The sequence below is a fragment of the Streptomyces sp. NPDC101225 genome, assembly GCF_044767585.1.
GTDB lineage: Bacteria > Actinomycetota > Actinomycetes > Streptomycetales > Streptomycetaceae > Streptomyces.
In genome coordinates this window covers 13,659-39,649 of record NZ_JBIWOE010000064.1, presented here as the reverse complement: position 1 = coordinate 39,649, position 25,991 = coordinate 13,659, and the positions used below count along the sequence as shown (strand labels likewise).

The 25,991-nt window shown below is 76.4% G+C and carries 21 protein-coding genes and 1 pseudogene; 5 read left to right on the top strand and 17 right to left on the bottom strand.

Annotation, left to right across the window (positions count from 1 at the left end; all coding sequences use genetic code 11):
- Positions 1-378: 378 nt before the first annotated feature.
- From ACIRPX_RS43295 to ACIRPX_RS43230, 14 genes and pseudogenes are all read right to left on the bottom strand, one after another.
- Positions 379-2,556, bottom strand: a complete 2,178-nt coding sequence (locus ACIRPX_RS43295) for a condensation domain-containing protein (RefSeq protein WP_404205633.1) — start codon at positions 2,554-2,556, stop codon at positions 379-381.
- A gap of 527 nt (positions 2,557-3,083) precedes the next feature.
- A complete protein-coding gene (locus tag ACIRPX_RS43290) occupies positions 3,084-3,470 on the bottom strand; it encodes a hypothetical protein (protein WP_404205632.1) in 387 nt (128 codons plus the stop codon).
- 416 nt (positions 3,471-3,886) lie between these two features.
- Complete coding sequence (locus ACIRPX_RS43285; protein ID WP_404205631.1) at positions 3,887-4,708, bottom strand: BTAD domain-containing putative transcriptional regulator; 822 nt, start codon at positions 4,706-4,708, stop codon at positions 3,887-3,889.
- Between the two features lie 412 nt (positions 4,709-5,120).
- Entirely contained in the window at positions 5,121-5,978 is an 858-nt protein-coding gene (locus tag ACIRPX_RS43280; protein ID WP_404205630.1) for a 4'-phosphopantetheinyl transferase family protein, read from the bottom strand.
- A gap of 151 nt (positions 5,979-6,129) precedes the next feature.
- Positions 6,130-6,948, bottom strand: coding sequence for a phosphopantetheine-binding protein (locus tag ACIRPX_RS43275; RefSeq protein ID WP_404205629.1), 819 nt, complete (start codon positions 6,946-6,948; stop codon positions 6,130-6,132).
- 127 nt (positions 6,949-7,075) lie between these two features.
- Positions 7,076-8,026, bottom strand: a complete 951-nt coding sequence (locus ACIRPX_RS43270) for a BTAD domain-containing putative transcriptional regulator (protein WP_404205628.1) — start codon at positions 8,024-8,026, stop codon at positions 7,076-7,078.
- Positions 8,027-8,413: 387 nt separating this feature from the next.
- The gene (locus ACIRPX_RS43265; RefSeq protein WP_404205627.1) at positions 8,414-8,710 is read right to left on the bottom strand and encodes an acyl-CoA carboxylase epsilon subunit; all 297 of its coding nucleotides are present in this window, start codon (positions 8,708-8,710) and stop codon (positions 8,414-8,416) included.
- Positions 8,704-9,573, bottom strand: a complete 870-nt coding sequence (locus ACIRPX_RS43260) for a 4'-phosphopantetheinyl transferase family protein (protein WP_404205626.1) — start codon at positions 9,571-9,573, stop codon at positions 8,704-8,706. Before ACIRPX_RS43260 ends, ACIRPX_RS43265 begins: the two co-directional genes overlap by 7 nt.
- A 206-nt stretch (positions 9,574-9,779) precedes the next feature.
- Positions 9,780-11,240 carry a hypothetical protein gene (locus ACIRPX_RS43255; RefSeq protein ID WP_404205625.1) on the bottom strand — a complete coding sequence of 487 codons (1,461 nt, stop codon included), beginning with the start codon at positions 11,238-11,240 and terminating at the stop codon, positions 9,780-9,782.
- A 106-nt stretch (positions 11,241-11,346) separates the two neighbouring features.
- Positions 11,347-12,288: an SRPBCC family protein gene (locus tag ACIRPX_RS43250; RefSeq protein ID WP_404205624.1), complete on the bottom strand. Its 942-nt coding sequence runs from the start codon at positions 12,286-12,288 to the stop codon at positions 11,347-11,349.
- 500 nt (positions 12,289-12,788) lie between these two features.
- Complete coding sequence (locus tag ACIRPX_RS43245; protein WP_404205623.1) at positions 12,789-13,088, bottom strand: hypothetical protein; 300 nt, start codon at positions 13,086-13,088, stop codon at positions 12,789-12,791.
- Positions 13,089-13,265: 177 nt separating this feature from the next.
- A complete protein-coding gene (locus tag ACIRPX_RS43240; RefSeq protein ID WP_404205635.1) occupies positions 13,266-14,021 on the bottom strand; it encodes a class I SAM-dependent methyltransferase in 756 nt (251 codons plus the stop codon).
- A gap of 53 nt (positions 14,022-14,074) precedes the next feature.
- A pseudogene (locus ACIRPX_RS43235) lies at positions 14,075-14,290 on the bottom strand (hypothetical protein); the annotation flags it as partial.
- A 394-nt stretch (positions 14,291-14,684) separates the two neighbouring features.
- Positions 14,685-15,275, bottom strand: coding sequence for a TetR/AcrR family transcriptional regulator (locus tag ACIRPX_RS43230; protein WP_404205622.1), 591 nt, complete (start codon positions 15,273-15,275; stop codon positions 14,685-14,687).
- 141 nt (positions 15,276-15,416) lie between these two features.
- Between ACIRPX_RS43230 and ACIRPX_RS43225 the strand changes: the two genes are divergently transcribed.
- Entirely contained in the window at positions 15,417-15,848 is a 432-nt protein-coding gene (locus ACIRPX_RS43225) for a 4-oxalocrotonate tautomerase family protein (RefSeq protein WP_404205621.1), read from the top strand.
- Positions 15,841-16,869 (top strand): zinc-binding dehydrogenase, encoded by a 1,029-nt coding sequence (locus ACIRPX_RS43220; protein ID WP_404205620.1) that lies wholly within the window; start codon positions 15,841-15,843, stop codon positions 16,867-16,869. The genes ACIRPX_RS43225 and ACIRPX_RS43220 overlap by 8 nt, the downstream gene beginning before the upstream one ends.
- 875 nt (positions 16,870-17,744) lie before the next feature.
- Here the strand turns inward: ACIRPX_RS43220 and ACIRPX_RS43215 are convergent.
- Together ACIRPX_RS43215 and ACIRPX_RS43210 are read right to left on the bottom strand one after the other, a co-directional pair.
- Positions 17,745-18,695 (bottom strand): BTAD domain-containing putative transcriptional regulator, encoded by a 951-nt coding sequence (locus ACIRPX_RS43215; RefSeq protein ID WP_404205619.1) that lies wholly within the window; start codon positions 18,693-18,695, stop codon positions 17,745-17,747.
- 798 nt (positions 18,696-19,493) lie between these two features.
- Positions 19,494-20,300: a ScbR family autoregulator-binding transcription factor gene (locus tag ACIRPX_RS43210; protein ID WP_404205618.1), complete on the bottom strand. Its 807-nt coding sequence runs from the start codon at positions 20,298-20,300 to the stop codon at positions 19,494-19,496.
- A 671-nt stretch (positions 20,301-20,971) separates the two neighbouring features.
- Here ACIRPX_RS43210 and ACIRPX_RS43205 point away from each other — a divergent pair.
- Together ACIRPX_RS43205 and ACIRPX_RS43200 are read left to right on the top strand one after the other, a co-directional pair.
- Complete coding sequence (locus ACIRPX_RS43205; RefSeq protein ID WP_404205616.1) at positions 20,972-21,991, top strand: ScbA/BarX family gamma-butyrolactone biosynthesis protein; 1,020 nt, start codon at positions 20,972-20,974, stop codon at positions 21,989-21,991.
- Positions 21,992-22,966: 975 nt separating this feature from the next.
- Positions 22,967-23,800 carry an NAD(P)H-binding protein gene (locus ACIRPX_RS43200; RefSeq protein ID WP_404205615.1) on the top strand — a complete coding sequence of 278 codons (834 nt, stop codon included), beginning with the start codon at positions 22,967-22,969 and terminating at the stop codon, positions 23,798-23,800.
- 1,330 nt (positions 23,801-25,130) lie between these two features.
- Here ACIRPX_RS43200 and ACIRPX_RS43195 read toward each other — a convergent pair.
- Positions 25,131-25,394 carry a hypothetical protein gene (locus ACIRPX_RS43195; protein WP_404205614.1) on the bottom strand — a complete coding sequence of 88 codons (264 nt, stop codon included), beginning with the start codon at positions 25,392-25,394 and terminating at the stop codon, positions 25,131-25,133.
- A 279-nt stretch (positions 25,395-25,673) separates the two neighbouring features.
- Between ACIRPX_RS43195 and ACIRPX_RS43190 the strand changes: the two genes are divergently transcribed.
- Positions 25,674-25,823, top strand: coding sequence for a hypothetical protein (locus ACIRPX_RS43190; RefSeq protein WP_404205613.1), 150 nt, complete (start codon positions 25,674-25,676; stop codon positions 25,821-25,823).
- Positions 25,824-25,991: the final 168 nt, after the last annotated feature.

Genomic DNA, 25,991 nt, shown 5'->3' with positions numbered 1-25,991 from the left:
GATCAACGTGCTGTTCGCGATGCTCCGCGACGGCACCTTCTACGAACCCCGAACCCCACGCCTCGCTTGACGAAAGACATAGAGGCACCCCCCCGGCACGCACACGGGCGGCCCCGCCGCCCCGCCCCGGGCATCCCCGTCCCCCCGGCACGCACACGGGCGGCCCCACCGCCCCCGTCCCCGGGCATTCCCGGCGCCCCGGCACCTCCGCGTCCCCGCGTCACCGCGCACCTGCGCACCCGCCCGTAAGGCCGCCGCGGCGGGCCGCACCCGGGCCGGTGTGTGCCGGGCCGGTGTGTGCCGGGCCGGTGTGTGCCGGGCCGGTGTGCCGGGCCGGTGTGCCGGGCCGGTGTGCCGGGGTTCGGGGCGGGGCGGGGTTCAGGGCCGGGCGGGGGGTGTGCCCGCCTGCTGCAGGGCGCGGGCCAGGGTGCGGGCGCCGTCCGCGTCGTCGCCGCTGCCGCCGACCACGACCAGCGGCGGGCGCGCCGTGAACCGGGCGGCGTGCCGGGCCAGTTCGCAGGCGAGCGCGCCGGCGCCGGAGTAGCCGGCCAGCACCAGCCGGCCCGGCGCCCGCGCCAGCCGGCTCAGGGCGGCGGACGGCCGGCCGTCCGCGGCGCCGCCCGCCCCGAGCACGGTGAGCGCCTCCGGCCCGCGGTAGTGGCGCACCAGCTCCGCGTGCCCGGTGCGCGGCGCGCCCGGCACCTCGACCAGGCACACGGTCGCCGCCCCGGGCGCCGCCGCGGCCCGCAGCACCGCCGGCGGCCGCGCCGGCCTGCGCACGACCGCGGGCACCCGGGGCGTGGGCGCGGCGGGCAGACACGCCAGCACCTGGGCGACGGTGGTCGCCTCGCCGGCCACGGACGGCAGCAGCCGCAGCAGCCCCACCGCGTGCGCCAGCAGGGTGCGGGCGGCCGCCGCGGCCACCAGGTCACGGTCGTGCACGCACGTCAGCACCAGGGCGCGGGCCGCGTCGTGACCCGCACTCAGCCGCAGCGCGTACCCGGCCGGGGCCGCGGCCGCCTCCTGCTCCTCCAGCCGGATGCCGTGCGCGGCCAGCGCGGCGCCGTAACGGTCCTCGGGGCGCGGGCCGCAGTCGACGGCGAGCAGCCCGCCGGCCCGCACCGCCCCGCCGGGTGCCGCGCCCATCCCGGCGGCCGGCACCCACTCGTAGGCGGCCAGGTCCACCACCCGGTCGCGCAGCTGGTGCAGCAGGCGCGGCAGGCGCAGCCCGGCGTCGACGGCGACCGTGACGGGCAGCGCGTTCTCGAACGGGCCCGGGACGGCGCCGATGCCCTCCAGCAGCAGCCCGCGCCCGGCAAACCCCAGCCCGAACCCGACGACCGCACCCCCGGGGGCCGCGCCGCAGGCCCGGTAGAGCAGCATCGCCCACACCGCCTGCAGCACACCGCTCTCCGTGACACCCCACCGCGCGGCCCAGCGCGCCAGGCGGGCGCTCTCCGCCGCGGACAGGCCCGCCCGGTGCACACCCGTACCGCCCCCGCCCCCGCGGTCCGGCACGGCCGGCCCGTCCGCCGCGCCCGTTCCGTCCGCCGCGGGCGGGGCGGGCAGGGCGGGGGACGGCGGGCGCGGGTGGGCGGGGCGGCGCCAGAAGTCGCCGGCCGGGCCGAGGTCACGGGCGGCCAAGTGGCGGGCGCAGTCGCTCAGATCGGGCCGGCGCTCCCCGCCCGGCAGCACCCCGCCGGCGAGATAGGCCCGGCAGCACTCGCGCATCAGCAGCCGCACGCTCCAGCCGTCCAGCAGGGCCCGGTGGTAGGTCACCAGCACATCGGTGAACGGTGTCGCCGGCCACCCGGCGGCCCCCTCCACCAGCGTCACCCGCAGCGGCATGGGACGGCGCAGGTCGAAGGCGCGGGCCCGCTCGGACGCCAGCAGCGCGGCCCGCGACAGCAGCCCGCCCGCATCCCGGCGCGCCACCGGGACCGCGGCCCGCTCGAAGACCACGGCCCGCGGCCGCGGCTCCCACAAGAACGCCGTCCGCAGCACGCTCTCGTGGTCGCTGACGGCCTGCCAGGCCGCGCTGAACCGGGCCGCGTCCAGCGGGCCGTGCCAGCGCCACAGCAGCTGCTCGGCCTGCTGGCCGGGACGCGCCAGCGCCTCGGCCAGGCGCTGCAGCTGCAGCGGGGTGGGCGGATGGGTCCGCGGCAGCGTCCCGCACGGCGGTCCCGGCCCGCCCGCCCCCGCACCCGGCCCCCGCCCCCGGCGGTGGGCATGGCCGTGCCCCTGCCCCTGCCCGTGCCCGTGTTCGTGTTCGTGTTCCTCGCGGCCGGGCGCGGCGGTCAGCAGGTCGGCCAGCAGACCCGCCGGATAGGGCGCCGACCCGCCCCCGGGGCCGGGAAGTTCCACCGTGTGCCGGTCCGGCCCGTGCCGCAGCAGCCGGGGCACCGGATGACGGGCCTGCGGGCAGATCTCCGCGATACGGTGCAGGGCCCGCTGGAAGCGGCCCGCCGGCAGCGGACCGTGCAGATGAAGCGCGCCGTGCGCACCGTGCTCCGGGTCGATCACCGCGCACACGCCGGCCGGCCGGCCGTCGTCCATCGCCTCCCCCTTCCCCGGGCGCCCCCGCTTCCCGGGCCCCCGCATGGAACGCACGTCCGCCGCAGGGCCCAGCCGCCCGGCAGCCCGGCACGGCCCTGCCGCACGGCGCGAACCGCACGGGCGGGGCGGGCGCCGCCGGCGGCGTGGTACTCGGCCACGGCCCCCTCCCCACACCCGGCTCACCACGCTAGACGGGCCGCGCCCGCCCGGCCCGCCTTCTCCAGCGGCCCGCGAACCGTCCACGACCTGGCCTCGTCCACCCCCTGGACGCACCCGGCACGGACACGGCGACGCCACGAGACAGCGGCCCACGGACAGCCGGCAGACGGTGGCCGGCAGGCGACGGCCAACAGGCGGCAGGCGGCAGGCGGTGGCCGGCAAGCGACGGCCAACGGGCGGCAGGCGGCAGGCCGGCGGTGAACAGCACGGGCCCGCCCCGGGGCGGGCCCGAACGGCCGCGGCGTGTACCGGAGTTGACCGGCAGCCGGGAGCCGGGGCCGGGCGGCCCGGAAGGCCAGGGGGCGGGGTCAGCCGGCGTCCGGGCGGGGGGCCAGCAGATCCTGGTAGCGGGCGAGGCGGCCGGCCGCGTCGAAGCCGAGTTCGGCGACCAGCGACCACACCGCCCGCCCGGCGCGCGCGGTCGCCCGCAGCACGACGGCGTCGCCGTCGGCCAGCACACTCTCCGCGCGCAGCCGCAGCCCGCCGGGCAGCACCGGCCGGCCGGTGCCGTCGGGCCGGGCCCAGTGCCGGGTGAGCTGGTTGGCCTCCCCCCGGTCGGCGGCCGCGACCAGGGCGAGGGCGAGTTCCTTGTTGCGCTCGCGCAGACTGCGGGCGGTGAGCAGTTCGTGCAGCACCCCGCTCAGCGGTTCGGACAGCACCGACACCATGACGAAGTCCTCCTCATGGCCCGTCATCCCTACGGCCGTGTACGCCCACCCTGCCCGCCCCCGCTCAAGAGGCGCTGGAGAGCCGGTGCACCCAGGTGCACCGCGCGAGCGCCGGACCCCCACGGACCGTTGGATCCACGGGAGTTCACCGCCCTGCGCCCGGCCCTGACAGCGGCCGGCGGCCGGCGGCCGTCCTCACCGCCACCGCCTGCGCCGGTGCGCCGGATGCCGGGCGCGGACGGCGAACGCAGGCGGCCGCCGCACGCGTGACGGGCGGCCCGAGCACCCCGTAGCGAGACCGCCGAACCGTCGAACCGCCCTGCTGCGGGCGGCGGTTCGGCGGTGTCACGGACGGCGGTGCGGCGGCCCCCGGGCGGACGGACACGGACACGAGTGCGGACACAGACACAGACACAGACGCAGACGCGGGCACGGGCACGGGGTCAGGCGGCGAACAGGTCGAACGTCGAGGTGCGGCGCGGCCCGGCGAGCTGGTCCAGCAGCGGGTCCACGGCCAGCATGGCCTGGTGCAGGCGCTGCAGCTGCGGGGAGGGCTCCACGCCCAGCTCGTCGATCAGCCGCATGCGCAGCCGGCGGTAGGCCTCCAGCGCGGTGGCCTGCCGGCCCGACCGGTACAGCGCCACCATGACCTGGGAGTGCAGCCCCTCGTGGTGGGGGTGACGGGCGGTCAGCTCGGTCAGCTCGGCGATCAGTTCCGCGTGCCGGCCCAGCCGCAGGTCGGCGTCGATGCGCCGCTCCACGGTGACCAGCCGGCTCTCCTGCAGCCGCATCACCTCGATGTCCAGGACCGGGCCGAGGGTCACGTCGACCAGCGGCGCGCCGCTCCACAGGTCCAGCGCCTGCCCGAACCGGGCCGCGGAGACCTCGTTGTCACCGGCCTCGAAGGCGGCCTGTCCCTGACGGGCCAGCTCCTCGTAGGTGTTCACATCGACGCAGCTCTTGTCGATCTGCAGCAGGTATCCGCCGTGCCGGGTGGCGAGAACGTCCTTGGCACCGGCCGGGGCACCCGGGCCCATGGCCGTGCCGAGCCTTCTGCGTAATTGGAGTATGTAGGTCTGAAGGGTCGTCAGCGCGCTTGCCGGGGGCTGCGTTCCCCAGAGTTCCTCCATGAGTGTGGGGACGGGCATGACCCGTCCGGGAAAGAGCGCCAGAAGGGACAGAATCTGCCGCGGCTTGCCGGCCGTCGGAACGATGGATCCCCCGTTGACCTCGGCACTCAACGGCCCCAGAACCTGAATCTTCATGGTGCCTCCCCACTTCGTCGAGTTCCTTGTCCGATTCTTTCGGGTGGCCAGAAATCTCCGCCACTGCGCACGCTAGCCGCCTCCGTGCGGCCCGAGCGATTTCCTGTAGCGGTCTTCTAGCGGTGCTCCACGGGGGGTGGTGCATGAATCCTGCACGGCACTTCACGGACACGTGTCATCGCCGTTTTCCGCCCTTCACCGCCGCTCGCCGACGCCGAATTGAACGACGGATTCCGCTCCGGCAATCAAGAACGCGGAAAACAGCCCGGCGGCCGGGACGTGCCTTTCCGGCAGACCGGCAGACCGGGCGCGTGCGTATCGGACCGGGAGGCCAGGCGGCCAGGCGGCCAAGTGGCCAAGTGGCCCGATAGGTCAAGGTGCCAGGGGGTCAGGGGGTCAGGGGGTCAGGGGGTCAGGGGGTCAGGGGGTCAGGGGGGATCGGGCCGGCCGGTTCGGGCAGGGTGAGGGTGTGCGGGGCGCCGCGGTGCCAGGGGAAGCCGTGGTGCAGCTGCAGCAGCGGCGGGTGGGGGCCACCGGCCGGGACGGCCACCGCGGCCAGCACGTCGGGCACCGGCTCCAGTTCCATGAACCGCCAGCGGGCGGCCAGGTCGTCGGCGGGCGGCCGGAAGCCCAGCACGCCCCGGTCGTCGGCCAGGCGGAAGGCGAACTCGTCGAAGGGCAGGCCCAGTCCCAGGCCGCGGGCCTTGGTGTAGGCCTCCTTCAAAGTCCACAGGCGCAGCACCCGGCGGTCGCGGCCGCGGCCGCGGGGGGCGGCGGCCACCCAGTCCTGCTCGTCGGGGGCGAAGGTGGTCACGATGGTCTCCAGGGCGTGCGGTTCGCGTTCCAGGCCCTCGACGTCGACGCCGATGCGCCGGCTGCGCACGATGCCCAGCAGGCTGTAGCCGCCCGCGTGGGAGAGGTTGAAGTCCAGGTGGTCGCCGCCCCGGGGCAGGCCGCCGGGCAGCGGCTGCAGGAAGGGCCGGCCGCGGGCGGAGCGCCAGATGACCAGTTCGGCCTCGGCGAGGCCGGCCTCCAGCGCCAGGGCGCGGCGTACCAGGGTGTGGGCCAGGAGGTACTGGCGGCGGTCGCGTTCGAACAGGAAGCGGGCCGCGGTCCGGTGCTCGCGCTCGTCCAGCCAGTGCGCCGCCAGCAGGGTGGCGGTGTCGGGTGCCAGGGCGTCGTTGGGGCACAGCCACAGCTTCACCGGCGCCGGCGCCGGCGGCGGCAGGGCGGGCCCGGCGTCCAGGGGGCGGGGTGCGGTGCGGGTCATGGCGGCGTCCCGTCCGTCCCGCCCCGCCCCGGCCCGGAGCCGGCCGCCGGGCACGGACCGGCCGCCGGGCGGGGACCGGCCCCCGGGCACGGGACGCTCATCGGGCGCGGGCCGGTCCCCGGGCGCGGGCCGGTCATCGGGCGGGGGACGCTCATCGGGCGGGGCGGTCCGTCAGGAGGGCGGCGGCCTCGTCCACACCGATCCGCTCGCCGCGCACCGCGTCCAGCAGCGCGATCATCTCCTGCCGGGACAGCGGCCCGCCCGGCCCGGCCGCCGGATACGGCGCCTCCGGCCCCGGCCCCTCGGCCACCGCCGCAGGGGCGGGGGCGGGGTCTGCCATGCCGCTGCCGGTGGGGGCCGGCGCGGGGCGGCGGCCGGCCCCGGCCTCGGCACCCGGGCCGGGACCGGGATCGGGATCGGTGGCGGCATCGGGGCCGGGGGTGCGGGAGGCGAGGTAGGAGGCCATGGCGGCGAGGCTGGGGTGCTCGGTCACGGTGACGGGGCGTTCGCTCAGGCCGTAGGCGCGGTTGACGCCGGCGACGAAGTGGGCCGCCAGCAGGGAGTCGAGGCCCAGTTCGGTGAAGGCGGCACCGGCGTCGATCTCCCAGGCGTCGCAGTGCAGGATCCCGGCCAGCTGCTCGCGCAGGTCCTGCAGGACCGCGGCCGCCGCGGCCGGGCCGGGCCCGGCCGCGGCGGCCCGTTCGCCCTGCCCGGCGGCCGCCAGATGCCCGGCGAGCAGGGCCGGGGTGGGGTACTCGTACAGGGCCGCGCCGGTGAGGGGGACGCCGAAGTGCCGGGTGACGGCGGCGACGAACTCGACGGTGAGCAGCGAGTCCAGGCCCAGCACGGCGAAGGGCTGCTCGGCGTCGACCCGGCCGGCGTCGGCGTGCACGACACCGGCCAGCACGGCCGTCAGCTCGGCCAGCACGGCGGCGCGGTCCGCGCCGCGCCGCGTCGGCTCACTGCTCATGGGTGATGCCTCCAAGGATCGGCGCCCGCCGCCCGGCGGGGCCAAGGGGCGGGGGGCGGGGCTCAGTTGACGGGACTCGGCGGGCCGGGGGCAGAGGGGCAGGAGACGGGCAACCCGGGGGCGGGGGTCAGGGGGCGGGGGCCAGCGGGCCGGCGGGCGGCCGCGGGCCGGCGCCCCGCCCGGCGGGCCGGCCGTCCCGGACCGCCGGCTCGGGGCGGGGGCCGGAGGCCGTCTCGGGCGCGGGGCGGGGGCCGGAGCAGGTCCCGGGCGCGGGGCGGGGGCCGGGGGCGGTCTCGGGCGCGGCGCGCAGGATCGTGTGCTGCAGCCGGCGCAGCCGCGGGGAGGGCTCCAGGCCCAGTTCGCGGCCGAGGGTGGTGCGCAGGCGCAGGTAGGCGTCGAGCGCCTCGCCGCGCCGGCCCGAGCGGTACAGCGCGGTCATGAACTGGGCGTGCAGGTTCTCGTGGGTGCGGTGCCGGCTGGTCAGCACCGTCAGCTCGGCGAGCACCTCGCGGTGCCGGCCCAGCTGCAGGTCCGCCTCGATGCGCTGGTCCAGCGCGCACAGCCGGCTCTCCTCCAGCCGCCGGGCCTGCACGGCCAGCCGGCTGCCCTGCCGCACGTCCGCCAGGGCCGGTCCCGACCACAGCTCCAGGGCGGCGCGCAGCGCGCGGGAGGCGCCCAAAAAGTCGCCGGCGTCCATCGCCCGGTAACCGGTGCCCGCCAGCCGCTCGAACTCGCGGACGTCGCTGCGCCCGCCGCCGGAGGCGAGCAGGTAGCCGCCCGGCAGGGTCAGCAGCACGTCCTTGGCGCCGCGCCGGCCCGCCCCGGGCGCCGGCGCACCGTCCAGGGCCAGCGCCCCCGCGATGAGGTCGCGCAGCTGCAGCACGTAGGTCTGCAGGGTGGTGCGGGCACTGCGCGGCGGCCGGGCGGCCCACAGCTCCTCGACCAGCGAGGCCACCGGAACCACCCGGTCCGCGTGCAGGGCCAGCAACGCCAGGATCTGGCGGGGCTTCGGCGCCGTGGGCGCGACGGACATCCCGTTCTCCCTCACGTCCAGTGCGCCCAGTACGTCGATGTCCACGCCGTCTCCCCCAGTCCACGTGCGCTGCCGGCACCCCCCGATTAAAAAACAGCACGTACGGTATGTCAATACGAGACCGCCCGTCCCGTTTCCTGCCGGGACCGGCCGCCGCCCCGGCCCGCCCCGGGGGCCGCCTCCCGCCTCCCGCTCACCCCAACCTCCCCGCACGTATGCCTTCTTGGTGCCGTACGGGCCCGCCGGAGGCCGGCGTCCCTCCCGCCCGCGGGCGGGAGGCCTGCGGGGCAGGGAACCGACCATGGAAGGATGAAAGGTGAACAATAAACCGACCATGCGGTCGGTGCATTGGTGCAGTGGGCAGGGGCGGCGGCCGGGGCGGGGCGCAGGCCCCTGGGCGGGGCGGGGCAGCCGGCGGGACGGGCACAGGGGTCAGCCGGCGGGGCCGGCGCGCCATCCCTGGTAGCCGGCCGGCCGGTGCCCCCAGTGCGGGCCGCGGGCCGGCCGGTCCGGCGGCTGCCGGGCGGGCCGGGCGCGCAGCGCCAGCAGGACGGCGGTCAGGGCGGCCAGGTCCTCCTCGCTCGCCGTGCCGCGTTCCACGCGCAGGGCCGGCCCCGCGCAGCCGGTGTCGCCCATGGCTGCCTCCTCGTCCCGGTCACTGTCCGCCGCGGCGCTCGAGAACCGCTCCCGGCCCGCCGGAGGCCGGGCCGGGCGTACAGGGTTCACCACGGCCCGGGCTCCTGGCCCCGCAGCAGGTCCAGGGCGCGGAGCCCGGCCCGGGGCCCCGCCCCCGGCACCCCCGGCACCCCGGGCGGATCAGGTGCGCCGGGCGGGTCGGGCACGCCGGGCGGATCAGGTGCGCCGGGCGGACGGGGTGTGTCGGGCCGGTGGGGTGTGTCGTGCCGGTGGGCCTGGCTGACCAGGAAGCGGCCGTCGAGGAGATGGGTGGCGAACGACCACGGCGGCCCGGCCGGGGCCGCGGCCAGGCGGACGCCGCCGTGCGCGTCCTGGTCGAAGCCGATCGCCGAGAACCGGCGCCGCATGCCCTGCCCGAGCGCCTTGGTGTAGGCCTCCTTCAGCGTCCACAGCCGCAACAGCCCTTCGCTGCGCGCGGGTTCGGGCAGGGCTGCGAGCCGGCCCGCCTCCCCGGCGGTGCACACGTGCTCGCGCAGCAGGTCGAAGGAGACCTGCCGGGCGGCGGGCTCGGCGTCCACCCCGATCGGCCCGCCGCGGCTGACCCCCACCACGATCAGCTCATCGGTGTGGGCCAGGCTCACCCGCGCGTCCGCGCCCAGGCCGCGCAGCACCGGCTGCCCGCCCGGCAGGTAGGCCAGGTCGAGCCGGCCGGCCGGCACCTGCAGGGCCGCGGCCGCCGCGTGCTTGAGCACCACCCTCGACACGGCGAACCCCAGCCGCCCGGCGGCAGCGGGATGCCCGCGGTAACGGGGCCAGTCACGGCCCAGCAGCGCCCGCAGTCCCGGATCGAGCAGGGCACAGGCCAGCCACTGGCCCCAGGTGGTGTGCACCACCGCCCGGCCCGCCCGCTCCACCTGCTCCTGGACCTCCTCCCACGGCCCGTCCGGCCCCGCCACCCGCACCGGCACCACAACAGACGCAGACTCCGGCGCAGACGCAGAGACGGCCGCCGGCGCGGGGGACGGCGGGGCCGCCCGCGAACCACGGCCGGAGCCAAGGCCGGAACCGGGACCAGGACCGGGACCGGACGGGCCGGGACCAGGGCCGGGACGGGGGCCGGGATCAGGGCCGGGGCGGGGGTGGCGGGGGGTGCCGGGCGGGGTCACCACAGCAGCCTCGTCGCGTACAGGTCGCAGTCCGCGCCGCCGTCCGCGCGCCGGGCCAGTTCCTGCCACACGCCCGGCCGCGGATCGGGGGCGTGGTGCACCGGTGCCAGCCCGAGCCGCTCGGTGATCCGCCCCAGCGCCACCAGCGCCCAGCCGGACCGGCCCAGGAAACGCGGCCCGTCGCCGGCCGCCGCCCGCCGCACCCCCAGCACCGCGGCGGCCAGCACCAGCAGGGCCTGACGGTCCGCCAGGGCACGTACCGCCGGATCGGCCGGACCGGCACCGGCCGCGTGCGCGGCCGCGGACGCGGCCCGCAGCGCCCGCTGCTCGACGAGCAGCCGGCGGCCGGCCCGGACCAGGGCCTCCCCCTCCCCGCCGCCACCCCCACCGCCGTCACCGCCGTCACCGGCGCAGGCGGTGGCGGTGGCGGTGGCGGGCAGGCTCTGGGCGAGGGCCCGCCAGGTGAGGCCGCCGCAGGCCAGGGCGGGCGCGCGCACGGTGATCCGGAACAGGGCGGCGAGATCCGCCTCCACCCCCGCGGCCGCATCCGCGGCCGCATCCGCGGCCGGCCCTACGGCCGCACCACCCACGGCGGGGGCGGTGGCGGGGTCCGGGTGCGGGCCGGCGCGGCGGGGCAGCGCACGGGCGAGGCGGGCCTGCGCGCCGCGGGCGGCCCGCCAGCCGGCGCCCGCCCCCTCCCGGCTCCCGGCGAGCCGGGCCAGCATGCGCTGTTCCACACTGGCGGCGCCGAACCCGCACTCGTTCAGCACCAGTTCGAGATCGTCCAGCAGCTCGCCGGCCAGCTGCGGCACGACGTAGCCCACCACCGCCTCCAGCCCCTCGCCCTCCCCGGCAGGCGCGGCAGGCGCGGCCGGCCGCGGGCCCGGGCGGCCGGGGCGGGGGCAGCCGGGGCGGGGGCAGGAGCGCAGGGCGAGGGCCACCAGGCTCTCGCAGGCCAGCAGTTCCGCGAAGAGACCGGCCAGGACCGGATGCCACTGCCCCGCGGCGGGGTCGTGGCGGCTCAGGCCGGCCACGATCCGGGCGGTGGTGCGCAGGATCCCGCCGGCCGAGGCCAGCAGCGCGGCGGGCGCCAGCAGCCCGGCACCGTCCGGGGCCGGGGCCCCGGCCGGGGGGCGGATGCTCCAGGCGTGGGCCAGGGCGAGATCCCGGCAAAAGAGCGGGCGCAGGGCGCGGGCGAGCCCGTCGGCGCACGGCCGTCCCCGCCCGCTGCCGGGCAGGCCGGCGGGCGGGGCGGGCAGGGCGTCGTACCCGGCCGCCCACAGGGCGGCGCGGCCGTAGGGGTTGGCGGGATCACGGGGATCCCCCAGCAGCACCTCCAGCCGGGCCGCGCCGTCCACCGGCCCCGCCCACCCCTCCACGGCGGCGGATGCCGGGGGCATGGGGACGGCGGGAGCGGCCGTTGGCCGCAGATGCGCAGCAAGGCGGGTCGGGGCCATCACCGGTCTCCTCGTCGTCGTGGCGGACACTCCAGGCGGATACACGGGGGCGGCGGGCACCGGAGTTGGGGGTGGGGGGTGTGCCGCCGGCCGGCGCCGGGGGTGTTCATCGCAGGCGGCGTACGGCGCTCTCGGCGTGCCAGCGCGCCAGGCCGAGCACCTCGGTGCCGGCGCCGCCCAGCCACTCGCGTACCTGCCGGCGGGCGTCCACCGGCAGGGCGCCGGGGCCCAGGACGGCCTCCACCGCGCCCGGCCGCAGCAGCACACGGTGCGCGCACACCGCCCGCAGCCCCCGCGCGCCGGGCTGCAGGGACCACTCCCCGCAGTACGCGGCGAGCAGGCCGGAGGGCACCGTCTGCTTGTGCACGATCCGCCCGGCGGCCGGGAAGCACAGCCGCACCCCCTCGAGGGCGACCGGCCGGCCGGTGTGCGGCACCACGGTGTGCACCACCACCTGCTGCACCCCCGGCTCGTCCTCGACGGCCTCCACCGCGTCGACATGGGGCACCGTCCGGGCCCAGTCGGCGATGCGGTAGAGGAAGTCGTAGACGAGCTCCTGCGGGCCGGCCACCTCCACGCCGTCCTCGAACGCCAGCAGCAGCTCATCGAGGCGGTCCCACAGCTCCGCGCTCGCGCGCACCGCCTCCAGTTCCTCCCGCACCTGCACCTGCAGCACGCCGGGCGCCTGCCCGGGCGGGCGCTCCTGCTGCAGCGTCAGCAGGCAGCGCTCCTGCCCCGCGGACCGCACGCTCCAGCTGCCCGCCACCGGCGCCTGCTCCGCCACCGGCGCCGGGTGCAGCCAGAAGTCGATACGGCGCCGCCCGGGCCGCAGCACCCGGCGGGCGAGCAGGGAAGACACCCGGCCCCGGCGGTACTCCCACAGCCGCAGCTCCTCGCGCTGCCCGTCGAAGTCCATGCGCTCGGCATGCAGACAGTGCGGCAGCAGAACCGGCCAGCGCGGCGCGTCGGCGAGCAGCCCGTAGACCACACCGGCGGGCGCCGCGACCTCCACCGTGTGCCGGGCACCATCCATCCGCCGCGCCGGCATACCCGCCCCCTCCTCCGCCTGCTCCCCCCACGCTGCGCCCCACCCCTCGAACACCCCTCGGACACCCCTCGAACACCGCTCGAGCACCACCGGACCAACCACCACCCCACCCGGCCACCCGGCCACCCGGCCACCCGGCCACCCGGGTACGGGGTATCGGGCGCCGGGCACCGGGCAGGCCTGCCGGGCCCTGCCGTCATCACCGCCGGCGGCCAGCGGTCCGAAGGGCCGCCTGAGCCCAACGCGGCGCCGCGGACCGGCCGGGACACCGGCGGACGCCGGGCCCGCCCCGCGCGGCCGGCGCGGCCGTCCGGTCCGCGCCGGCCGCGCGGGGCGGGTTCCCGCTGCGCTTCACCGGGCGCGAGCCCGGCACGACGGCCCGCGGACGCCGGGCGGCCGCCGCGGGCCGGGCGCCGACGCGACGGTGTCCGACGCGGCGCCCACGCACGGCGACCGGCGCCGGGAAGCCCGCGCCGTGGTTCTGTCGGTAGTTGGTGACGTCAGTTGTTCGTGAAAGCTGACGTCACCACCGGGGCTGCGGTGTGAAGCTGGATGTGCTCAGTAAAGGAACATCCCCCGATGCCGCCTGGCAGTCGAAGATCGAGTTGTACGCCGCGCTGCGGCGCGGCTCCCGCAATGGCATGTCGAACCGGGCGTTGCAGTGCCAAGGACGGCGTCACCTGGAGCACGGTCAACAAGGCCCTGACCTCGGCTTGGCCGCAGCCACGCACGGCAACCGCTTCGGCGCGGCCGTCGGGGCTGGATCCGTTCACGCTGCTGATCGACGAGATCCTGCTCATTGATCTGGACGCGACCAGAAAACAGCGCCGCACCGTCACCCCGGATCTACCGCCGTCTGATCGACGAGCACTCCTCGTCCGAGGCGTTGCGTTGACCGCTTGAACCCGCACCGATGAGAGGGCGCAAGCGTCCTGCGAGCAACCGCGCGGTCCGGCCAGGGACTGAGAGTCCGGTGTTCATGCCTTGCTCGCGACCACCATGTAGTTCTCGGCCTCAAGATCGAACGTGCTCAGTTCCGTCTGGAGTCCGACCCGGTGCAGCTCGGCTTCGAGTTCCTCGTACCGGTAGGGCCAGCAGGACAGCAGTTCCGAGCGGACGAGAACCAACCCGGCCGCATCAACTTGCGCGATCGCAATCTCGATGTGGTGCTCCTGCTCCCAAAGCGGCGCAATCTCCCAGCGGTAGACCACGACGGCATCGCGACCGTTCCGGCGGACGAGTCGGTCACTGATCTCCAGCCGGGAACCTCTGGCCCTCACGAGTTCCCAGGTGCGGGATGTGAGTACCAAGCGCCCGCCGGGGCGCAGAAGCCGTGACATCGACTCCAGAGCAGCACCCCTGCCTGTCGCGCCCGTGGCATGGTGAAGCGAGTTGCCAACGCAGAACACCATGTCGAACGTGCTGTCCTGGAAATGGTCGGGCAACTCTTCCCAGTTCGCCCGTACGGCCCGGACGGATGCCCCGAACTCCTCAGACAGCTCTGCAGTCCGACGAACCATCGCCTCGCTGGCGTCAGTTGCGACAACCTGCATGCCACGACCGGCGAGGCCGACCGCCAACTGTCCGGTTCCGCACGAACAGTCGAGGACGTGAGCGTTCGACGGCAGGAGATCGAGGACGTCGTCGAACGACGCAGCGAACTCGGCCGGAGGCAACTTCGCATCCGAGATGAGCCATTCGTACACCTCGGCAAGCACGTCATAACCTGTCACAACCACTACCTCCGTCACGCGGCAGACTCACGGCAGGACGTCAGTCGGGTCGGTCAATCCAACGGCTGATCTTGGTTTGTCGATGGCCAGTTGCCGCTCGGAGTCAGGCGTCCCTCGAAGGCGACCCGGAACGCGTTGCGGGGTGCTTTCCAGCGCATGGCCCACCGCCTGCGGCCCTTCCCGGTCGGGTGCAGGCTCATCAGCGCCATGTGGATGCACTTGAGGGCGGCGGCCTCGTCGGGGAAGTGCCCGCGGGCGCGAACAGCTCTCCAACTCCACGACGGTGTCAGTCACTTGACCACTCTCCCATGATCGCCGGATCCGCCGTTAGATTTACACTCCCAAACGACGTCAGCATTCACGGTCAAAGCCCGCGCCGGGACCACCGAACACGCCCCGGCCGCAGCGGCCGGCGCCTGCGGCACGCCGAAACCGCCCACCGGCCCGGCAGGCGGCCCCGCGGGTGACCACCGGGGACAGCCGGGGCTCACGCGGAGGCGTCCTGCCCATCCCCCCCGGCCCCTCGGCCCCTCAGCCCCCGGCCCCTCAGCCCCCCGGCCCCTCGGCAGCGGCGTGTTCCCCGGGCGGAAGGCCGGGGCCTCCGCTGCGCACCCGGCGCGCGGGGACCGCACGCGGCGAGCACCCCTCGACGCGCCGGGGCCCTCAGCGCCCGGTCGTGGCGTCGACGAGGGCCAGCAGCTGCGCCGCGGTGCGGTCCAGGGGTTCGGTGCTGCGCCTGGCACGGCAGAGGGCGACGGTGCCCTCCACGGCCGCGACGATGAGCGTGGCGACCTGCGCCGCCTGCTCGGCGTCGGCGCCGTGGGTGCGCAGGGAGTCGGCGAGCAGGCCCTCCCACTGCCCGAAGACCTCGGCCGCGGCCGCCAGCGCGGGCGCCGCCCCGTCCGCCGGGGGCTCCTCGACGGCCACGGCCAGGACGGGGCAGCCGGCGCGGAAGTCGCTGCCGACGACGATGGCCCGCCACAGGGCCAAGAAGGCGCGCAGGCCGGCGGCGGGACCGGCGGTGAGTTCCTCACGCAGGCGGCGGGCGACCCACTCGCCCGTGTGGCGGACCGCCTCCGTGGCCAGCTGCTGCTTGCCCCCGGGAAAGTAGTGGTACGTCGAGCCGAGCGGCGCCCGGGCGTGCCGGGCCGTCTCCCGGATGCTCGTGGCGCTCAGCCCGCGCCGGCTGATCATGTCGGCGGCGCCCGCCACGATCCGCTCACGGGACGGCGTACCGCCGCTGCTCCTGGTCACCCGCACATCCCCTCTGGCTATAACGGCCGTCATAGTCTACCGTGACCTCTCGTTATGACGACTGTCATAACGAGAGGCTGCCGAAACCCCGAAGACCCGAAGACCCGAAGACCCGAAGACCCGAAGACCCGAGGAGCTGCCGTGCCGGTGATCCGGTTGACCGTCCCGGGCGGTGCCCTGACCGCCCGGGGCCGCGCGAGGGTCCAGCACGATCTCGCCGCCGTGCTGCTGCGGTGGGAGGGCGCGCCCGACACCGCGTTCTTCCGGGCCCAGGCGCGGAGCCACCTCACCGAACTGCCCCAGGGCGCGCAGCGGACGGCCCAGGACGACGCGCCCCGCTTCCTGGTGGAGGTGACGGTTGCCCGGGGGGTTCTGTCAAAGCGGCGCACGGCCGGCCTGGTCGAGGAGGCCACCGCCACCGTGCTCTCGGCGGCCGGCCTGCCCGCGGACCAGGCGCTGCGGGTGTGGGTGCCGGTGCACGAGCAGCCCGAGGGGACCTGGGGTGCGGGCGGCTCCGTGGTCCGCCACGCCGACCTGGCCGCCCTGGCGAAGGAGCAGCGGGCCGATGCGTGAACTGACCTACACCGCCCGCCGCAGGGTCGAATGGCGCGAGGCACCCGACCCCGAGATCCGCTGCGGCCCGGAGGCGATCGTCGCGCCGGTCGCCGCGACCTCCTGCGACGTGGACTCCGCGATCCTGGCCGGGCACGGCTTCCTCGACCCGCCCTTCGCCCTCGGCCACGAGTGCGTCGCCCGCGTCACCGACACCGGCGACCAGGTCACCACGGTGGCCCCCGGCGACCTGGTCGTGGTGCCCTGGTCCATCAGCTGCGGCAGCTGCGCCCCCTGCCGCGGCGGGCTCACCGCCCACTGCGCCTCGGTCCCGCACATGGCCATGTACGGCGCGCCGATCGGCGGCAGCTGGGGAGGGCTCTTCTCCGACCTGGTCCGCGTCCCCTACGCGGATGCCATGCTCGTCCCGCTGCCCGCCGGCCTCGACCCGGTCGCCATGGCCTCGGCGAGCGACAACTGGTCCCTCGCCTGGCGGCTGGCCGCCCCCCATCTCAAGGCCCGTCCCGGCGCCCGGGTCCTGGTCGTCGCCCGGGGCAGCATCGGCCTGTACGTGTGCGACATCGCCCGCGCGCTCGGCGCCCGCGACGTCCTCTACGTCGACCCCGACGCCGGGCACCGCAAGCTCGCCGCGGGCTTCGGCGCCCGTACCGCCGAGACGACCGAGCCGGTCCCGCACGGATTCGACATCGCCGTCGAGGCCACCGGCCGCGTCGACCAGCTCGCACTCGCCGTCAGATCCCTCGCCCCGGAGGGCATCTGCGAATCCGCCGGCAACCACTTCCGGCCCGGCGAGCTCCCCCTGCTCGACATGTACCTCACCGGCGTCACCCTGCGCATCGCCCGCGACAACGTCCGCACCCACCTCCCCGACGCCCTCGGCCTCGCCGCCTCCGGCACCGTCGACCCCGCCCGCGTCGTCTGCCACGTCCTCGACTGGGAGCAACTGCCCGACGCACTGCCGCACCAGCACCTCAAACCCGTCTTCGTACGGGACATCACCCCACCACCGGCCCCGAGCTGACCCCCCGCCCGGCCGCGGCCCGCGGCCCCACACCAGCAGACCCCGCCCGCATCACCCCCGCCCCACCGCCCGCATCACCCCCGCCGCCCGCACCCCCGCCGCCCGCACCCCCGCCGCCCGCACCGCCGCCGCCCGCACCGCCCGCGGGCGACCGGCCCAGGAGGAAGCCCAGAGGAAGCCCACCGGCGACGGACGCCGGCCGACGCGCCCGGCCACAAGCCGCGGGCCCCGGCCGACACGGCCGTCCCCACCACCGCCGCACCACCACCGCACCGCACCCGGCCGCACCGCCGAGGGCGCACGGCACAGGGCGTACGGCACAGGGCGTGCACACGCGCACCGCGCCACCGGCCGGACACCGCCGCACCCGCCCGCAGGCCCCCCGAGGCCGGCGCGTTCGCGGGCGGAGTGCACACATCACAGCCCCGCCACCGGGGCCGGCCGCCGCCCGCGCACCGGCACGGGGCCACGACCCGGCCGCCGCCACCCGCGCCGGGGCATCCGCCCGCGAAGGACCGCCCGGCCCCGGACACGGCGGCACCAGCACCCTGCCACCGGACGAGCACCCGGCGGGGGCCGGGCCCGCGCCGGCGCGGGAACACCGGCCATGCCCGCCCCCGGCCGCACCCACCGGACGCGCCGCCGCCCCGCGCCGCAGAAACCCCCGCCGCGTGCCCCGCCCCCGGCCGCACCCACCGGGAACCGCGCACCGAAAACCGCACGGCGCACACGACCGGTCCGCCCGCCCCCCGGGGTGAGGAAGACCTCTCCACGCCCCCCCCGGGGGGGTGTGGAGAGGAAGTCCGCGTTCGTCCCACCGGATACCGGACAGGCCCGGGCCCCGCCGTCCCGCCCGCGGCCGGGACGGCCCGCGCTCAGCCCACCGGGGCCGGCGAGGCGCCGGCGGCGCGGGCGGCGGGCAGCAGCCCGGGGCCGGACATCAGGATGGACCGCTGCAGCTTGCCCAGCGCGGCGGACGGCTCCAGGCCCATGGTGCGCACCAGCGTGGCGCGCATCCGCTGGTAGGCGTCCAGCGCCTCACCGCGCCGCCCGGACCGGTACAGCGCCAGCATGAACTGCCCGCACAGACTCTCGTGCGTGGGATACTGGTCGACCAGCACGGTCAGCTCCGCCAGCAGCTCCCGGTGCCGGCCCAGCCGCAGATCCGCCTCCACCCGCTGATCCAGCGCACACAGCCGGCTCTCCTCCAGCCGCCGCACCTCGGTCTGCAGATGAGGACCGGTGTGCACATCGGCCAGCGCCGGACCGCTCCACAGCGCCAGCGCCTCCCGCAGCAGCCGGGCCGCCCGCGGATAGTCCTCGGCATCCATGGCCCGGTACCCCGACCCGGCCAGCCGCTCGAACTCCCGCACATCACTGGTGCCCTCACCGCCCTTGAGCAGATACCCGCCCGGCACCGTCAGCAGCACCTCCTTCGCCGACACCCCCACCCCACCACCGCCACCGGCCACACCAGCCGACACGGCCGAGGCAGCCGGAGCGACCCCACCGGCCGAGGCGACCCCACCGGCCGGGGCAGCCGGGGCAGCCAGAGCGGCCGGGGCGGCCACACCGGCCGGGGCGGGGGCGTGCCGCAGCGCCACCGTGATCAGCTCACGCAGCTGCAGGATGTAGGTCTGCAGGGTGGGACGCGCACTGCGCGGCGGCCTGCTCCCCCACAGCTCCTCGGCCAGCACCGCCACCGGCACCACCTGCCCCGCATGCAGCGCCAGCAGGGCGAGCACCTGGCGCGGCTTGGGCGCGGTGGGCGTGACGGACACACCCCTCTCCCGTATCGCGAGTGTGCCGAGAACATCGATGTCCACGCCGTCTCCCCCGCCCTGTGGGCTGCCGTCTGCAGCACTCCTCTACCACCCCGAGTAAAAAACAGCACGGGCGGTATGTCAATGCCGTACCGGGCACCCTGTTTATCCTCGACGCGGCCTCGAGACGGACGCGAGCCGGACCGGAATACCCCGCCATTCCGGGCAAAAACTACGGCAGACCATCAAAGAGGCCGGAAGGACCCGGACACCTGACCGAACCACAAGAAAACCTGTCAGACGGTTTCACCCGGACGGGAAACCCCGCACCACCACCCCCGGCCCACACCGCACCACCCACCCGCACCCCACCCGCACCCTGCCCCACGACGGCCCACGACGGCCCGGGACGGCCCGGGACGGCCCGGGAACCGACACCCCGGAGGCACCGGACCACCCCAAGGACGGCCACCCGGGACGCGGACCACCCGGCAGACAGCCCTCCCCGGACAGACCACCCGGGAACGACCCGCCCGGCAACGGATGGACCACCGGCCCCGGACCACCGGGAGCGGCGCGGCCGAGGACGGACCGCCCCTCACGGACCGCCCCTCACGGGCGACCGGGGCCGGGTGGTCCACCCGGCCGCCCGGGGGGCAACACGGCCGGGGGCAGCGCGGCCGGGAGCAGGCGGCCGGGGGCAGCGCGGCCGGGAGCAGGCGGCCGGGGGCAGCGCGGCCGGGAGCGGGCGGCCCAACAGGCCGCCGGGAGAAGCGGATTCCGCCGGGGGATCCCCCCCAGCGGACGCCCCCCGGAGGACGGATCCCGCCGGGGGCCGCGCCGGGCCGGACCCCGGGGGGGCTACGCCGGGCCGGACCCCCCGGGGGCCCCGGACTCCCCGGGGGCGGACCGCCCGGGGGCGCCCGGCGCGGGCGGCGACGAAGCCGGGGGCGGGGACGAAGGCGAGGCCGCAGGCGGGGCCGGGGACGAAGCAGGGGGCGGGGATGGGGCCGGGGACGAAGGCGGGGCCGCAGGCGGGAGCGGGGACGAAGGCGAGGCGGGGGCCGGGGCCGAAGCCGGGGGCGGGCCGGGGGCGGCCAGCAGCGGCAGCAGGAAGGCCCAGAACCGGCCGGCCCGCTCCGGCGAGAGCCAGCCGCCCTCCAGGCCGGAGAGCACCTCGACACCGGCCGTCACCGCGACGAAGGCCGCGGCGACGTCCGCGGGCGCCACCCCGCGCGCCAGCTCCCCCTCCCGCTGGGCCTGGACCAGCAGGTCCCGCACCCACGCGGACCACCACCGCCACAGCCCCCCGTCCCCGCCCTGGCGCGAGGGATCGTGCCCGAGCCGGAAACCGGCCCTGACCAGCGAATCCTCCGCCAGCGCAGCCAGCAGCCGGGCCGTGGCCTCCACCAGCGAGGCCAGCAGGCCGCCGGCCGCGGCACGGCACCCCTCGGCCAGCTTGTGCACCACATCCGCCGCGGCCTGCTCCACCTCCCGCGCCAGCACCTCCTTGCTGGCGAAGTGGAAATGCAGCGCACCGTTGCTCACCCCGGCCTGCGAACTGATCACGGTGAGCGACGCCACCGCATACCCCTCCCGCTCGAAGACCTCCGCCGCGGCCCTGATCAGGTTCTCCCTCGTCCGCGCCGCCCGCTCCTGCTTCACCATCACGCACTCCGTCACTCGCCGGGCACCCGCCTCCGCCCCCCGCCGGACAGACCCGCCCGGCCACCCGGCGGGACGGAGGGAACCGATCATCACCTCACCCCCACCCTAACAAACCGCAAAGACGGTTTGTAGTGGCCGGGGCAGCCCCACCAGCCCCGCACCACCCACCCGAACCCCCGCAACCACACCCCCGGCACCCCCGGACACCCCGGGCGCACCCCGCCGCGGGACACACCGGCCCGGCCGGACGGCCCGGGCAGACCGGACGCGGACGGCCCGACCCGGTGCGGTGCGGTGCGGTGCGGGCGGGCGGGCGGCTCGGCCCGGTGCGGGCGGTCCGGGCCGGTCCGGGCCGCCCGGGCCGCCCGGGCAGGCGCGGCGCACGGGGCCCGGCCCCCCGGTCACCGGGCGGCGTCCGGCCACGATCGGGCCCCGCGCTGGAGGAACGCTCGCGGCCCGCTCGAGGCACCCGGAAACGCCGGCGGGCCCGGCCCGGGCGGCGGCGCCGCAGCGGGACACGTGTGAGCACACCGAGCGGACGGGCGGCCTCCACATCCCGCCGAGGCGGAGTCCCCGCTACCGCTAGAAATGAAACCGGTTGGTATGTATCTTCCTGCTCGAGCGCCACCCACCCGTCGCACCACTCATCACCGCGGCCCCAGGGGGAAGCCATGCCCGCGATCACATTCCCGGCCGAGCGCGCACCGCACCACGACACCAAGGAGGAGACGGCCGTCCCGCCGCACGTGACGGCCTGCCGCCCGTCGCTGACCACCACCGTGCCCAAGGAGTTCGTGCACCGCGCGGCCGTCGCCGAGGTCATGCTGACCGGCTGGCAGCGCCGCGACGAACACCACTTCTCGGTCACCGCCCAGTGGCCGCGCGCCCACAGCTTCTTCACCCCGTCCCCGGACGGACTGCACGACCCGCTCATCGCCGCCGAAACCATCCGCCAGGTCGGTTCGCTCCTCGCCCACGCCGAATACGGCGTCCCCCTCGGCCACCACTTCCTCATGCGCCACCTCGAGGTGGCCGTGGACCCCGGCCACCTCGCCGTCGGCCCCGCCCCGGCCGCCCTCGACCTCGCGGTCACCGCCACCGAGACCACCCTGCGCGCCGGCCACCTCGCCCACCTGCGCTACGAGGTCACCCTCCGCCGCGAAGGCCACACCGCCGCGACCGGCAGCGCCTCCTTCAACACCGCCACCCCCGCCGTCTACCGCCGCCTGCGCGGCCGCGACGACCTCACCGCCATCCACCCCCTGCCCCTCACCGCCCCCGCCCCGCCCCACACCGTCGCCCGCACCTCCCCCACCGACGTCGTCCTCACCCCCACCCCCACCCCCCACCACTGGCAGCTGCGCGCCGACACCCGCCACCCCGTCCTGTTCGACCACCCCGTCGACCACGTCCCCGGCATGGTCCTGCTCGAAGCCGCCCGCCAGGCCGCCGCCGCGGCAAAACGTTCCGCCACCCCACCCACCCGCCTCCACGCCACCTTCACCCACTACGTCGAACTCGACACCCCCTGCCACATCCACGCCACCCCCCACCACCACACCCCCCACCCCCACACCCCCCACCCCCACACCCCCGACGGCCACACCGAAACCATCCACGTCACCGGCCACCAGAACACCACCGAAGCCTTCACCTGCCACATCACCACCACCCCACCCACCCCCCACTAACCCCCCACCCCACCGCCGCACCCCCCACGGCGAACAACGGCACCCCGCACACCAGACACGGCACCAGACACCCGCGCGACAGGCAGCACGAGGCACCCGCACGCCAGGCACGGCACCACCGCACCACCGCACGGCAGGCAGCACCCCGGGGCGACGACCGCCCGACCGCACCACCGCACATCCCCCGCACCGGCCGCCCCCCACCGCCCGCACGGCGCGCACGGCACGGACCGGCCACCCCGCAAACGGACCGGCCACCCCGCAACAGAACCCGGCCACCGCGCAGACGACGGCCCCGCCCTCCCGCCGCGGCCAGCGGACACCACGCCCGCCGGACCCGCACCGCCCGGCACGCACCACGACACAGGGCCGCCGCCGGACTCCCCCCACCGCCCGCACGACGCGGCCTGAGCCACGGCACGAAACCGGCTCCGCGGCAGAGGCGCGCGCGGACGCGGAGCGGGGGCATGGCACGGGGCAGGGCACCGCTTCGCGTGGGCCCCAGGACAGGGATCCACGCGAGGCGGCCCGCCGGGGCGGCCACGACGCCGAAGGCGCACCGGGGAAAGAGATGCGCACCCGGGCCACCGGCGGGCCCGGGCCCGGCAGGTGTCCGCCCCGGCGGCCAGTACCGGTCTGCGCAGGGGTGCCGGGCGCGCGGAGCCCGCGATGCGGTCGCGGCAGCGCCCGGGTCCCGCGACGGAAAGGACCGCCGAGCGCGGACCGCCGGCGACGGACCGGGAACGGGGTTACCCGCCCGGGCCGCCCCGGCGGGCGTCCGCGCCGGCGGGGCGGCCCGGCCGGCGCGGGAGGTGCGCCGCCCGCCAGGCGCCCGCGCGCCGGCCGGGGGGCGGCACGGGACCGCCCGGCCGCCGGCCACGGGCTGCCGCCAGCGGCCGGGCGGCGGGCGGGCAGGTCACCGGCCACGAAGCGCACGAGGCGAGCGGACGAGGGGGAGGGCACAGGGTGATCCTGGTGACGGGGGCATCGGGGACGGTGGGACGCGAGGTGGTCCGCCGCCTCCCGCCCGACCACGCGCTGCGGGTGATGACCCGACGGCCCGACACCTACGCCGAAACACGCCCCGGCATGCAGGTGGTGGGCGGCGACTTCACCGACGAGGACTCACTGACCCGCGCCGTACGCGGCGTGACGACGGCCCTCCTGGTGACCAGCCCCCTCACCACCGGATGGGACGAACGCTTCCTGCGCGCCGCCCACCGCGCCAACATCGAACGGGTGGTGAAACTCTCCGCCGCGGCCGTCCTGGACCCCGGCGCCGACGACACCATCACCCGCCGCCAACGCGCCTGCGAAGACCTCGTACGCACCGCCGGACCGGCCTGGACCCTGCTACGCCCCCGCGCCTACATGTCGAACACCCTGACCTGGGCCGCCACCATCCGAACCGAACACACCGTCCACGCCCTGCACCGCTCCTCCCCCGTCGCCTGCGTCGACCCCCGCGACGTCGCCGACCTCGCCGTCCACGCCCTCACCGAACCCCAACACGCCGGACACGCCTACGAAATCACCGGCCCCGCCGCCCTCACCGCCATCCAACAAACCGCCCACCTCGCCCACCTCCTCGGCCACCGGCTGCACTGCCAGGAATGGGGCGAACACGCCGCCCGCACCGCCTGGCGCCACCACCACCCCGAACCCGTCGTCGATGCCCTCCTGCACAGCGCCCGCCGCCAACAAGCCGGAGCCAAAGCACACGTCCGCACCACCATCCCCGACACCACCGGCCACCCCGCCCGCCCCTACACCACCTGGGCCACCGACCACCTCACCCACTTCACCTAACCCCCACCCCCACAGCGAACGCACCACCCCGCCCCACAGGCACCGGCCAGCGCCGCCGCGCAGACCCCCACCACGCCCACCGTCCACGCCCCGGGCCGGAAGGGCCGCCAGGGCCGGACCCGCGTACAGGCCCAGCCGCACCGGCACGCGGACCACACCGGTACACGAAACGAGACGCACCACGCCGGGACGCCCCGAGCCACACCGCTACGCGAGACCCACCGGAACATGCCGACACGCGGACCACCCCGGCACGCGCGACAGGCCAGGCCGTCCCCATACGCCACACACCCGCCACCGACCGGAGGAAACAACGACCGCACCCACCACCCCAACCGGCCTCCACCACACCGCACCCGGCGGACCGGAGGTCGAACCGGCACACGGGCCACACCCGACCGCACCGTTACGCGACACGGCCGCCGGAGAAACACCCACGCCATGCACCACACCGACCGACCACCGGACGCACCGGCACGTCGCCGCCGGCACCCAGGCGGACCGCGCAGCAGCGTCTCCGCCCACTCGAACTGCCCTCACCCACACCGGAGTTCGAAAACAACCGACACACCGGCGGCCCGACGGAAGCCCGCTTCTGCACGTACTCCGTCCCGCCCCAGTCCGGCCCGACACAGCACCGCAACCACCCCATACGACCGGCCGACCACCACCTTGGACCTCCAACCCCGGACACGGCACGGGGGGCCATCACGGTTCGGGGCCGGGGTGGTGCGTTGTGTGGGGCGGGCATGCCGCGGTTCCGGCCCGGCCGAGGCCCACCGACAACACTCCGCACACCCAACCCCCGAACGCCATCCGATCCGGCCCCGGGCCGCCAGCACCGCACCAAACCCGCCCCGCCCCCCTCACCCGGACCGCGACCGCCCCACACCGGCAAGCCGGCACCACCCCGTACACGCCCCCAGACCACACCCAACCCCAGACCACACCTGACCCCGGACACGGCACCCGGCCCGGGACACCGATCGCCCCGGCTCGCCGACAGCACCCCCGACGCGGACCCCCGGACCACATCCGTCCAGCCCGGACCGCGACTACCCACACCGGCCCGCCGGCACCATCCCAGACGCGGGCCCCCGACCACCCCCGGCCCGGGCCGACGCCGTGACGTGCCGAACCCGCCCCCAGACCACACCCCACCCCGGACACACCCCCCGGTCGCTCTTGCAACGCTGAACACGATGTTCAATGGTGGCTACACGGGCACGGACAGGCTGCTGTGGGTCGTACGGACGCTCATGTCGTGGGACGAGTTCGGCCGGGAATGTGAGCCGCCGGCCAACGATGACCTGGAACTCAACGCGTGGTACTACCGGTGGAGGGCCATCGCCGAGGCCAAACCGGCGGCCCAGTCCCCCGACCTGCCACGCCGGATCCCGTCGTCACCGAGATCGACCACCTGCTCCAGCAGGCTTACGAAGCCGCTGTGCAGGTCGGCCTGGCCTCGCACGACGACGTCCTCGCGGGCTGGAGCCTGATACGCCTCGCCAGTTGCGCGGAACACGCGGGCATATTTTCCCAAGCCCGTGAACACTACGAGCGCGTTCTGGAGATCGGCGCTCGAATCGACCACCAAGACATGGTCCACAACGCCGAGGAAGGCATCACACGCATCGCCGAGGCAGCGCAAACTCCACACCCCTGACCACGGCCCCCAGCGTCCCCGACCGGGCCGGGACCAACCCCGACCATGGGTCTGACCACAGCGCTGAGCACACCCTCTGGCCGGACCCTGTGCGCGGCGCGATCGTCAACGTGACGGTTCATATCCGCCGCTGACCCTCACGGTTAGGCAGCGCGCGGGTTGGGGCCCCGGTGGCGAAGCGGTGGGTCCGGTAGGTGGTTGGAGTAGATGCGCACATCTCCCCCGGCCCGCAGCTCGGTGGTCAACTACTACGGCTCCATCACCGTCGATTACGGATGGAAATTCGCCCAACTCGACGAACGGGGACAGCGGCCACTGCGGACCGTGACTACCGACGAACCCGGAGCCGGGCTGTAGCGCGGGCACGCGGCCCGCATGAGTGCGCCCCGTCATGGGCACGGCTGTACGGCGCGGGGCCGCACCTCCTTGCTTACAGCTGGGAGGGAGTGACAGGGGGCGCCGCGGAGGCCGCGGCGGCCCTCTGGCCAAGCCGAAGAGCCAGGCGATGTGGTCTCCGTCAACCGC

Coding starts and splice junctions, on each gene's coding strand:
- ACIRPX_RS43295 (WP_404205633.1), bottom strand. CDS start 2,556: ATGGACGACGGCCGGCCGGCCGGCGTGTGCGCGGTGATCGACCCGGAG.
- ACIRPX_RS43290 (WP_404205632.1), bottom strand. CDS start 3,470: ATGACGGGCCATGAGGAGGACTTCGTCATGGTGTCGGTGCTGTCCGAA.
- ACIRPX_RS43285 (WP_404205631.1), bottom strand. CDS start 4,708: ATGAAGATTCAGGTTCTGGGGCCGTTGAGTGCCGAGGTCAACGGGGGA.
- ACIRPX_RS43280 (WP_404205630.1), bottom strand. CDS start 5,978: ATGACCCGCACCGCACCCCGCCCCCTGGACGCCGGGCCCGCCCTGCCG.
- ACIRPX_RS43275 (WP_404205629.1), bottom strand. CDS start 6,948: ATGAGCAGTGAGCCGACGCGGCGCGGCGCGGACCGCGCCGCCGTGCTG.
- ACIRPX_RS43255 (WP_404205625.1), bottom strand. CDS start 11,240: ATGGCCCCGACCCGCCTTGCTGCGCATCTGCGGCCAACGGCCGCTCCC.
- ACIRPX_RS43250 (WP_404205624.1), bottom strand. CDS start 12,288: ATGCCGGCGCGGCGGATGGATGGTGCCCGGCACACGGTGGAGGTCGCG.
- ACIRPX_RS43245 (WP_404205623.1), bottom strand. CDS start 13,088: ATGAGCAGGATCTCGTCGATCAGCAGCGTGAACGGATCCAGCCCCGAC.
- ACIRPX_RS43220 (WP_404205620.1), top strand. CDS start 15,841: ATGCGTGAACTGACCTACACCGCCCGCCGCAGGGTCGAATGGCGCGAG.
- ACIRPX_RS43210 (WP_404205618.1), bottom strand. CDS start 20,300: ATGGTGAAGCAGGAGCGGGCGGCGCGGACGAGGGAGAACCTGATCAGG.
- ACIRPX_RS43205 (WP_404205616.1), top strand. CDS start 20,972: ATGCCCGCGATCACATTCCCGGCCGAGCGCGCACCGCACCACGACACC.
- ACIRPX_RS43190 (WP_404205613.1), top strand. CDS start 25,674: ATGCGCACATCTCCCCCGGCCCGCAGCTCGGTGGTCAACTACTACGGC.